General features: G+C 56.7%; 13 protein-coding genes and 1 pseudogene. 9 read left to right on the top strand and 5 right to left on the bottom strand.

The window, feature by feature from the left end:
• The 6 genes and pseudogenes from YY7_RS62795 to YY7_RS0148110 form a co-directional block, all read left to right on the top strand.
• The coding region (locus tag YY7_RS62795) for a hypothetical protein (RefSeq protein WP_210164760.1) at positions 1-294 on the top strand (294 nt) is incomplete at its 5' end.
• A 339-nt stretch (positions 295-633) separates the two neighbouring features.
• Positions 634-1,494 carry a hypothetical protein gene (locus YY7_RS61560; protein WP_155255664.1) on the top strand — a complete coding sequence of 287 codons (861 nt, stop codon included), beginning with the start codon at positions 634-636 and terminating at the stop codon, positions 1,492-1,494.
• Positions 1,495-1,518: 24 nt separating this feature from the next.
• Positions 1,519-2,460, top strand: a complete 942-nt coding sequence (locus YY7_RS59795) for a lysozyme inhibitor LprI family protein (RefSeq protein WP_155255663.1) — start codon at positions 1,519-1,521, stop codon at positions 2,458-2,460.
• Between the two features lie 198 nt (positions 2,461-2,658).
• Entirely contained in the window at positions 2,659-2,784 is a 126-nt protein-coding gene (locus YY7_RS64690; protein WP_283807060.1) for a hypothetical protein, read from the top strand.
• Positions 2,785-4,032: 1,248 nt separating this feature from the next.
• A pseudogene (locus YY7_RS64185) lies at positions 4,033-4,484 on the top strand (hypothetical protein).
• Entirely contained in the window at positions 4,481-4,945 is a 465-nt protein-coding gene (locus YY7_RS0148110) for a hypothetical protein (RefSeq protein WP_028169214.1), read from the top strand. Before YY7_RS64185 ends, YY7_RS0148110 begins: the two are co-directional and overlap by 4 nt.
• A gap of 321 nt (positions 4,946-5,266) precedes the next feature.
• Here YY7_RS0148110 and YY7_RS59785 read toward each other — a convergent pair whose 3' ends face one another.
• Positions 5,267-5,452: a DUF3606 domain-containing protein gene (locus YY7_RS59785; RefSeq protein ID WP_080664202.1), complete on the bottom strand. Its 186-nt coding sequence runs from the start codon at positions 5,450-5,452 to the stop codon at positions 5,267-5,269.
• Between the two features lie 124 nt (positions 5,453-5,576).
• Here YY7_RS59785 and ligD point away from each other — a divergent pair, with 124 nt between their 5' ends.
• Positions 5,577-6,473, top strand: a complete 897-nt coding sequence (ligD, locus tag YY7_RS55855) for a non-homologous end-joining DNA ligase (protein WP_080664201.1) — start codon at positions 5,577-5,579, stop codon at positions 6,471-6,473.
• Between the two features lie 271 nt (positions 6,474-6,744).
• Positions 6,745-6,918 (top strand): hypothetical protein, encoded by a 174-nt coding sequence (locus YY7_RS61555; RefSeq protein ID WP_155255662.1) that lies wholly within the window; start codon positions 6,745-6,747, stop codon positions 6,916-6,918.
• A 90-nt stretch (positions 6,919-7,008) separates the two neighbouring features.
• Here YY7_RS61555 and YY7_RS0148095 read toward each other — a convergent pair whose 3' ends face one another.
• Genes YY7_RS0148095 through YY7_RS0148080 form a run of 4 tightly spaced genes read right to left on the bottom strand, consistent with a single transcriptional unit; the run spans position 7,009 to position 8,088 of the window.
• Positions 7,009-7,239, bottom strand: a complete 231-nt coding sequence (locus tag YY7_RS0148095; protein ID WP_028169213.1) for a hypothetical protein — start codon at positions 7,237-7,239, stop codon at positions 7,009-7,011.
• Between the two features lie 39 nt (positions 7,240-7,278).
• Positions 7,279-7,560, bottom strand: a complete 282-nt coding sequence (locus YY7_RS0148090; RefSeq protein WP_028169212.1) for a hypothetical protein — start codon at positions 7,558-7,560, stop codon at positions 7,279-7,281.
• Positions 7,557-7,874, bottom strand: coding sequence for a hypothetical protein (locus tag YY7_RS0148085; protein ID WP_155255661.1), 318 nt, complete (start codon positions 7,872-7,874; stop codon positions 7,557-7,559). The genes YY7_RS0148090 and YY7_RS0148085 overlap by 4 nt, the downstream gene beginning before the upstream one ends.
• The gene (locus YY7_RS0148080; RefSeq protein WP_028169210.1) at positions 7,843-8,088 is read right to left on the bottom strand and encodes a hypothetical protein; all 246 of its coding nucleotides are present in this window, start codon (positions 8,086-8,088) and stop codon (positions 7,843-7,845) included. The genes YY7_RS0148085 and YY7_RS0148080 overlap by 32 nt, the downstream gene beginning before the upstream one ends.
• Positions 8,089-8,144: 56 nt before the next feature.
• Here YY7_RS0148080 and YY7_RS62470 point away from each other — a divergent pair, with 56 nt between their 5' ends.
• A complete protein-coding gene (locus YY7_RS62470; protein ID WP_196237452.1) occupies positions 8,145-8,315 on the top strand; it encodes a hypothetical protein in 171 nt (56 codons plus the stop codon).
• Positions 8,316-9,956 lie beyond the last annotated feature (1,641 nt).

The following is a 9,956-nucleotide window of genomic DNA, read 5'->3' as shown; positions in this document are numbered from 1 at the left end:
CCCCGGCGCAGCGGCTGGGCGTACTGCTTCGCTCATCCCCCCAGCCGTATCAGCCTTCCCCGAAAGGGTCGTCGGGTCGGCCTGCGCATCGTCCTTTTCGAGGCTTGCTCGACGTTCACTCGCGTTACGGCCTGCACACTCGCGCTGTCACCAATTCGTGACACGCTAATCGAAGGCTTCAGCCACTTCGTTACCTCCATGACTGCTCCGATTGCTTCCGGCTGGAGCGTTTGCCGGGTGGGGCTTGCACCCACTGGAAAGCGCCGCCTTTACACGGCGCACACCCAAACCTGACATCGGCGCCGCTTGAACCTTGCTGTCCGCACCGCAGACAAAACAACAGGCGGGATTTTAGGAGCTGCCCAACTAGTCTCTGGAATTGGCGCAACCAACCTGCCAACGAATGCACAGAGATAGGTCTGCCCTGGTGTCCGAGCCCCGTTGCCAGCAGACACTTTCGCAAATGATGGCAATGGATTCGGCTTGGTCGTTGCTTTCATCGGCGTCGATAGGAGCCGAAAGTGCCGTTCGGCCGCAGCAGGTTCATTTCTGGACGGACGATAAGAGCAACTTTTGTACGCTCAGATGGCGCTGCGCCCCAGATATGCCGCCGTATTTCGAGGAGGAGACTTCATGTTGAAGTTCATCGCCGCCGCGACTCTTGTCGGCAAATACTGTCGAACTGGAGACTTTGGACCATCTGTTTGGGTTTACCTTGTCATGAGGCTAGTCTGGTTTCCAATCCTCTTGCTTGCGCTGAGCTCGGCGCCGACTGCCGTAAATGCCGAGGTGTCAACTGATGTAGCTCAGATGGAGCGCGACATGGCATCTAATCACTGTCCCATTGATAAAAGACCATACGCTAACCATTCATTTAAAGAGTGCAATTCTCTATGTGCCGCCGTGACGTCCGATCCAAGATGCAATGAATGTTTGGATGATGTGACCAAGGCGAACAACGTCATCTATAAATACAATACTTGGCTGCGCGAGAAATGCACCATCGCGAACAAGGAACCAGATCGACCCCTGAAGACCAGCAAAATACCGGATAATTCTGATAGCGCCGATGATGATCTAACGCGTCGGCTTAATGAGCAAAAGAAAAAGTCTGGAGAGGCCGTAGTCCGCGATCAGAATGAAATAGATTATATGAAAGATGAGGCGTGGAGGAAAAGGAATGAACAGGCAGAACGTGAGGCTCGCGAAATAGAAGAACGGCGTCGCGAAGCTGAAGCAATCCGGCTAAATAATATACGCCGCGAGCAGATAAGGCAGCAGTTAATTAGAGAACATCAACTTCAGCAGGAAGAAAATGATGCGGCTGCAGCCGCGGCAGCTGGAGCTTTCCTAAATGGTATGGCTGCTGGCATGGCCGCGGGACGTCGTAGTAGCCCTGCTCCTACTTTTACCGCACCTCCTGCATATTCCGCACCAGCTAGGCCGGGTGGAGCTGGAGGTGGTTGTAATACTGGTGGTACGGCTTGTAGATGAAAATCATCAAAGCGAGAAATTATAATGAAAAAGATTGGACTGTCTTTTCTAGCTTTGAGTGCAATGGCTTCCGTTCCTGCATTTGGAGAAAATCTTAATATCGCTGGAGATAACAAAGCTGATCGCGCTCCTGTTTCTAAAACCGTAGCAGCTCTTGAAATGTTGCAGGCGGCGTTCAAATGCGGGACGCAGAAAAGGAGTCATGAAATTGAGAAGTATTTCGCTCCGGGTAGTAAGAATGACCTTCCGCCTGTAGATGGCGGGGCTAAGACTACGTATCAGTTTCTCGGAGATGGCTCTACCTTCAAACTTCGTGAAAACTTTCATGAGTCAACTCACTACCGGGATGAGAGCAACTTTTACCACGAAGAATCGACGACGAAGCTGTATACCGTTCAGTTCCAAAACATTCATGTAATTAAGAAAGTGCCTGATTTTGCCAATTACGTCACTGTAGAGTGTAGTGGCAAGACTAAATGTATTTCATACGAAGGCAACAAAAGCGAAAAGTGTTCAATCAGTTTACGCGCGCAGCCGTCAATATCGTGCAAACATCCTAATATTCCTCAGAATGAATCAAGTAAGGCTATATATAGCACAGCTGGATTTGAGTTATGCGATGAAAAGACAGCTGATAATGCCAGACTAGCACTCAAAATTCTCACTGAGCAGAGCAAATCGGAATCGGTCGTGTCATCTGAATCGGCTCCCAGCTTCGCATGCATTGGCAAGCTCTCTCCTTCAGAATCCACAATTTGCGGCAGCAGAAATCTCAGCGCTCTAGATCGACAAATGGCTTCCGCCTACGCGGCAAAAATTGCGTCCGTTTCCGAAACCGAAAAACAGACCATCAAGACCGAACAAAAGAACTGGTTCACGCGCAGGGAGGCATGTCGTGATGACGCCGCCTGCATCACGTCCACGTATACCAACAGACTAGACGAGTTGGTGAAGAGTAATAACTAAAGAGGCAGGGGTAATTCTTAACGCGAGACCGGCGATAGCTCCGACATTGATCGTTGAGCCGAATAGCGGGCTCCTGTTCTGCCGGATGCGATTACTTTTGGCTACGCTGAGGAGCATGATCGCCATTGGGATGTCTCCTCATGGCCCATAGCTGAAGACTGCATTAGGGATCGTTACAGCCGGCGCACGAGCTCGCGGATGTCCTGCTCTGCTCTGCGCAGGCGCTCATCGATCACGCCTGCGACCCAGCGCGGATGGCTCTGGATGCACGAGAGCGGCACCTATGTGAAGATCACGCCGGCGGGCGCGGAATTGTTCACCTGAGGATGTGCGAGCGCAAGGTGCCAAATCACGTGCGGCTTAGCGTAACGTTCCTAGGCGCGCTCCTTCGGCGAGAGTTGTGGGCCGAAGGCGGCTCTCGTCCCGAGAAGCGTTCTGTTCCGCGCCGCAATGCGGGCATCTATAGGTCAGGTACGCACGACTCAAGTGTTCCTCCGCGCTGGTCACGGCCATTGGCCATCCCTCACAGCGGGGGCATCGGATTAGAACGTCGTCGAAATTGATCATAGCAAACTCCGAACCGTTACCCATCAGGCCGCAACAATGGATGCCGGCGAACGTTCCCTAGCGAGGCCTTGCTCTGCATCACCAGCGCGAGGCGCTCAACTCACGTATGTTTGCTAACCAGTCCATGCTGCCGCAGGCGGGCATAGACATGGTCTGCCGCCGGAACGGAAAGGAAGCGCAGCATTGGAAGGGTCGGGTTCGGCTAAGCACGAGGAGAACCGATGACGCCAAGCGAAAAGCGCGATATGCCCCACATCATTGTTTTCGCCTGTTTGGGGGTGGCGCTTGTAATCGCGCTTGCTACGTTTTGGAAATAGCGCCTGTTGTAGTGCGCGATCATGTCCCACAATATCATCGGCTGCAGTGCCGAAACCGGGTCGGTGTCTCCCAAGCTCGATAGGCGCTGTAAAGTTAGGGAGCGAGCGCGGCCGGTTCTGGATTGAGAGCGGCACCCGCTCGAGGCTTTCGGTCTTCGCCCACAGCTAATTGCTCACTCGAGGGGCCGAGAGTACTTGTCTGCGCGATCCTCAGCCATTCTTCAGAAAGCCGTAACAATTGCTGTTTGTCTATCGGACAAACCGTCCTGGCGGCCTGCTGCCGGTAGTGCTCGGCTCGCGTGCGGCAAATCTCAGCCTTGTCAGCCATGACCACTGCTCTGGTGCGCGCTCGCTTCTTGCGCCAATTGGCCCCGCGACAAAGCTCAATTCACCGCCCGGTTTGACGTTCCTAATAGTCGTTTAGGACGGTCTCCCAAACCGGGGTCGTAATCATTCCAACGCTGCGTGTCTCGGTCGGAGAGCTTCTACGCACGGCGCTTGGACACGGAGCAAAACGAAGGGCCCCGACGAAGGGTAATTTCGTCGGAGCCCCACCGGCGACGAACCCACGCCGGCGCCGAGGCGTTTCATAGACGCCCAGTTCATCAGTCGAACGGGCGAGACAAGAGCCCGTTCCTCACCGCAAATTCTCTTGTTCACGGCCTGTTCTCCCGTCTATCATAGCCGGATGGCGACTAAACATCACCCTACCCCTCTGTCAGGCGGCGATCGGAAAGCGCTCGCGAAGGAGCTGACCAAGGCGCGGGCGATGACCAAAATTCTGGCTGACCGCGCGGCCGAAAAGCGGGCGTCAGGTGAGGCGCTGATCCGAGACGCCGACAGTCTCGCCTGCCAGAGCTGGAACGAGCGGATGTGGGCTGACGGCGGACCAATCGACCCGTCACCCACCATCGAGCAGGCCATCAACGGTGGGGACGGTTGGCTCGAGATCAAGTGCTCGCGCTGCAAGACGCCGCGGAGCGTGGACCTGACCACCTCCCCCACGTTGCCACTACTTGCATCCATGACCTTGCCGGCCGACTGCGATGTCAGAAATGCGCCAAGGTTGGCAAGCGGCCGCCCGCAGAGCTGCACCAACTCGCTCCTAGCCAGCGGCATTATCCAGGAGACGAGAAATGAAGGAGCTGACGCGACGGCGAGACCCGAACCTCCAGCAGGAGTCTTGGCGCATTTACTACACGGACGTGCATGTCGGCACGATTTGCGCGCGCGCCGGCGGCCCTAACGACGAGCACAAATGGGATTGGAATTGCGGTTTCTACCCAGGGACGGAGCCGGGCGAGCATCGATACGGTAGCGCCGAGAACTTCGAAGCGGCTCGCCTTGAATTCGAGGCCGCCTGGCAGGCTCTGCTGGCCCGCCGCACCGAAGCCGATTTCCAGGCATGCCGCGATGATCGCGATTGGCACGCGTGCAAGTATGCTATGTGGGGACGCGGCGAAAGGATGCCGTCTCAGAAACCCAACAGCCTAATGCGATGCGCTTGCGGCGCGACATTTGATAGCCATCGGCTTGAGGACAACCTTATCCATGCGCCGCATATCTATGCCGCGCAGCAGCGCGATGAAATCCGTCGATAACGTTGTGCTGGTGTTCCTGTCGTTTAATAGGCGTGATCGGCCGACCTATGCAAGTTGGCCGGTCACCTTATCCGCGCCTTTAGCTCGCCGTCACCCTGGTTGAGACATCGCCAGTTCGTCGATGAAATTGGCTACCCCGGACACTCGCGTTTCTTGCCCCCATCAGCATCTTTTCGGATGACATCTTTATCCTCGTCGGTCGTGCTGGGGCGTGGAGGCGACTTGGGCATGCCCGCCTGACCACCGTGTTTGCCGCCCCGGTCTTGGATCCCCTCCAGGTCATTTTCCTTGGGCACGAGTCCATCTCCTCATTGGGCGGTGCTAACGCGCGAGCCGTCGCTCTACTTTCCGTCGGCTATTGCCGACCTTCTTCACCGCTTTCTTGACTGCGGACGCCGATCGGCCCGTCTTTTTCGACTCGTAGCTGACCTCGTGCCGCTGGCCCGCGGCTACTCGGGCCCGATCCTGTTTTCGACCGCGTGCAGTATGTTTCTTTGCCTTTGCCATTCTGGCCTCCCTGAGTGTGCTGGCGCAACGCGGGACCCAATTGCATAGTTCCCCCCACGGCGCCGGTAGCCGGAACGAACTGAGCCAGCCTCGTTTGATTCAGGCTTCGCCGTTGGAGTGTCGAGTGGTGTATCAGCGTAAAAAGCCGCCAGCGATCGGCATGAAAGCTCCCTACCCCGGTTTCATCGAGCCGGCGCTCGCCACCGAGATCGAGCGGGTGCCGACCGGCGCCAGATGGATTCACGAGATCAAATTCGACGGCTATCGCGTCCAGACCCATATCGCCAATGAGGCCGTCAAGATCTTTACCCGGCGCGGCCACGACTGGACGCATCGCTTCCGCAAGATCGCCGACGACGCCTGGCACATCCCCGCCAGCAGCGCGATCATCGATGGTGAAGTGGTCGCGCCCGCCGCGGACGGCATCACGGATTTTTCGGTGCTACAGAACGAGCTGAAGGGCCGCTCGAAAAAGATCGTCCTTATCGTCTTTGACCTTCTCTACCTCAATGGCCACGACTTGCGGAAGCTGCCGCTCTCCACACGAAAGGCGGCTCTGAAGAAACTTGTCGCCGGGACCGACGTCCAGTTCAGCGAGAGCTTCGAGGTCGACGGCCGTGCGATGTTCGAGCACGCCTGCAAGGTCGGCTATGAAGGCGTCGTGTCGAAGGTCGCCAATAGCCCCTATGTTTCGGGCCGCGGTCGCAATTGGGTGAAGAAGCCGTGCGCGCAGCAAGAAACCCTGACCATCGCCGGCTTCGCCCTGGACAACGGAGAATGGGACGGCATCTATCTTGGCCGGCGCAAGGGCGATGACCTGATCTATGCCGGCAAGGTCGACCACGGCTTCGACAAGGCATCGGCAGCCGACCTGCAAAAGCGCCTGAGGCGCGCGGAACGTTCTCGCTGGGGAACGGCAGATGGGTTCGCTTCTTCTCCGGAAAACCCAGCGGAGAACAGAGCGTCAGGCTGTGCGGATGGAACGTCGTCATGGCGGCTCTTCATCTCAGCCTCTAAATAAGTTCGGCGTGCCACGCCCTGTTTTCGGCAATCAGCCGCTCGGCCTCCTCGATAGCTGCGGCGGCACGGGCGAATAGCTTTTCACCGGCATCCTGGGCATCGACCATGCTTCTATAACTAACATGGATTGATGCCGGTTCCGCTGGCGTAAGTTCGTTAGGAACCGAAGGTCCCTGAGTTGTTGTCGCGCATCACCGGCCGAGGCTCCGCCCGTAGGCGTCGGTGGCTGAGAGACCAGTCGCGCTTCCGCCTGCCCAGCCAGGGAGCGCTTCATGGATCAGCGCCGCAGGCCGCCTCGTTTGTCGATCGAACGTCATTTCCGCCAAACAATCAAGCTGACGCACGAACAGTTGCGCCAGTCGCTTGAACTGCTGAGGCAGCCGAGACCTGACACGTTTCTCGGCCGGAAGACACAAGAGCCGTTTCCTAAGCAGAACGACGAGTGAGGCCAATTCAGTTTGGCTCGGCAATAAGAAGCCACGTCAGCGTCTGCACCTGTAAGCGACTTCCCTTAGGCCGTTGGCCATTCGCGTTGATTACGCGGCGCGTTCCTTGTCTAACTGTTCCTCAACAATAGTCGCGGTTTCTTCCAACCCCTTTTCGTAATTGCCCGCGAACCTCTCGATGCTGTCGGCCCACATCCTCAGCATTGACACCTGAAAGTGCATAATTGGTTTCAAGGCATTCATGCCGATTGCTGTCGCTGCGGTGATGCGCCTTCGTGGGCCGCGCCCGAGAAGGTTTGCGTTAGAGTTGTTATCTGCCATGCTAATCCCTCCTTCTGCTTTTGGTGTTGCGGGCCAAAGCTAACCGTTGGGGCGTGCACCGCGCAATTCTAAACGCTCGGCCAAAGCCTGATCGGCCGCTTGTCTCGCACCTCGGTCGTCATGCAATTCGTCCAATTTTTTCAAGTAAGCGACTGCCGCTATTTGCAATAGATCGAAATGATATTCGCCAGTGTCACGAAGATTACTGACGTAGCGATAGAGGGCCGAGCGCCTGCTATCGTTCTCGTTGATACCGCTGTGCAGCAGCAAGTAGTTCCGCCAAGCGAACGCACACGCGCCTTCCACGGTCTTAGAAGTCATTGGGCAGCTCCCAAAAGCCAGAGAAAGACTGACCAGCCGTTTCGTTCCGCGAATTTCTCGGGTGGAATGCTGTTCCGTAGCTGCGCCGCAAGGTATTTGCGCGGACGAGTGTCGGTGCTGCGGTCGGCGACGTCCATGACGCAACTGGGCGAAGGGGCTACGCGACGAACCACCTTGGCAGCTTGTTGCTTCCATACTTGAGCGACCTCGCGGGTGATCGGTATCAGCTCCCCAGTCTGCGGGTGAAAGCCCATTAGATCAAATAATTCGATCTGACCGCGATCATTCTTGAAATACCAAACGACGGGTTCCAAAAGTCGGATCGTTCGAGATGACCTGCTTGGGGCGATGGCCGCTTCTGTATTCTTCGATTTTTTCGAGGATTTGAGGCGTGAGCGGACGACATTCGCGCCCGGTCTCCGGATCGATCCCAACGCGGTTTAACGTCCTGATCGTCGTGCGGCTCATCACATAGCACTTTTCGGGCACGCCATTCTTGCGGAAGTTCGCATCAATGCGCCCAAGCAACAACGAGTGTCCAATTATGGCCTCGCACTCCCGCCTGCACAGCGAGAGAGCGCTTCATGGATCAGCGCACGCCGTCCCGTTTTCGGCTCGAACAGTATTTCCGCCAAACAATCGAGCAGACGCGCGAACTGTTGCGCCAGTCGCTTGAACTGCTCCGGCAGCCGATGCCTGACACGTTCCTCGGCCACAAGACACAAGAGCCGTTCCCTGGGCAGGATGTCGAGTGAGGCCACCCCAGTGTCGGCCTGCTCAGCGCCTCGCCGCGCTTACTGGCCCATGGCGTCACTTCGCTGCAATGCGCTCTAGTCGCTCTTGGAGTGAAGCGGACATCAATTGATAGGCAAGACCCGCTGACTCGGTCGAAAATGACCCGTTGCGGAAGTGGTCGGCTTTAGGGGCGCGCTCCCTAAACCTTCGTATCATTCCCTGGCCGCTTTGGATGGCCGGCGCATTACCTACGTTCAATTGAGCGGCTGACCGCGATCGTCCTAAGTTGCACGCGTAGGAAAAGCGCACAGGCCCATGCAGTGCGACGGTGGAAAAGGATGATCGACGAACAGCGACGATAGTACCAAGAGGAGACTACGATGCCCCATTGCTCCGATAATCTTAGATCTGGCAGTGCCGCGCGATGCGCAGTGTGTGATGGCAAGTTTGGTCTCGTCCGGCACTACTCGTGGCGAACCCCGCTTTGTTCCAAGAAGTGCGTCGATCGCTTCAGAACTCGCNGGGAAAGTGACCGCAATTGGGTGAGCTGGCTCCAAATCGCCTTCGGCCAGCTGCCCGAGAACCGCACGAGGGCTTGATGACGGCCCAGAACTCACGACGAGACAAGGAATATTTAGAGATAGCACAGACTTTGCTCCGCGCCGCCAAAACCACCATGACCGACTCAGCGATTGCGGCTCAGCTTAAGGCCCTCGCTGACGACTACCAGCGGCGAGCTGAGAAACCCTCGCATGTTGATGCGGATGGATGAATTTCCTGACTGCACAGAGAGATTCCGGGATTGGGTGTGAGATGAACAATCACATTTGGCATGCAACACTTATTGTATTCGCCGTCCTGCCGCCGATTTCTACAATCGGTCACGCCCGCGCCCACGATTATCAGCACCCTGAGTTGANCAGTTGGTATGAGAGCTTGCACAGCGGCAAAGGGCCCTGCTGCGATGGCAGTGATGCGAAGCGCGTTGATGACCCAGATTGGGAAACTAAGGATGGTCACTATCGCGTGCGCATTGATGGCGAGTGGGTTGATGTTCCGAACGACGCGGTCGTGGATGGACCGAACCGCGCTGGTCGCGCGATGGTCTGGCCCTACTATCTGAACGGCGCTTCCGTTGGCGTCAGATGCTTCATGCCGGGGAGCATGGGCTGATCGCGAGCGCAGGGCGATCAGCAGTTCCCACTGCGGTAACATTGCATGGTTCGGCTGCCAACCCGACCGAGGCGATATGGTCATAGTGATATTCGTACTGGCGATGTGCATTGCCGCGGCGTGCGTGGTCCTGGCGTTGTTGCTCTAACGATAGACAGCCCCGACTAACGCGCGGGCCGCCGGGGCCGGTTACTTTCACTTTCCGAAGCCTTGAAAATATCGACGAAGCCGAGCGTCTGTTTGCGAAGCTGCTAGAAAAACGATTTGACCCTCAGCCCTGCTGCGCGGGCATCNTGTATGAATGTATGCGCTTCCTCATTGGACATTGTAAGGTCAGCGCCGCCGAGAAATTCCTCTCCNTTGGGTGTGTTCGCACGGAGCATCGTCTCGTGTCTGCTTACATCAACCGTATAATCAATGTCGCTTGGTGCTTCGGGCATGGCATCCTCCTCGATCCCGAAGCGAGCATATTGTGTCCATTTCAACCG

The sequence above is a fragment of the Bradyrhizobium elkanii WSM2783 genome (assembly GCF_000472865.1).
Taxonomy (GTDB): domain Bacteria; phylum Pseudomonadota; class Alphaproteobacteria; order Rhizobiales; family Xanthobacteraceae; genus Bradyrhizobium; species Bradyrhizobium elkanii_A.
This window is presented reverse-complemented; position numbering and strand designations above follow the sequence as displayed.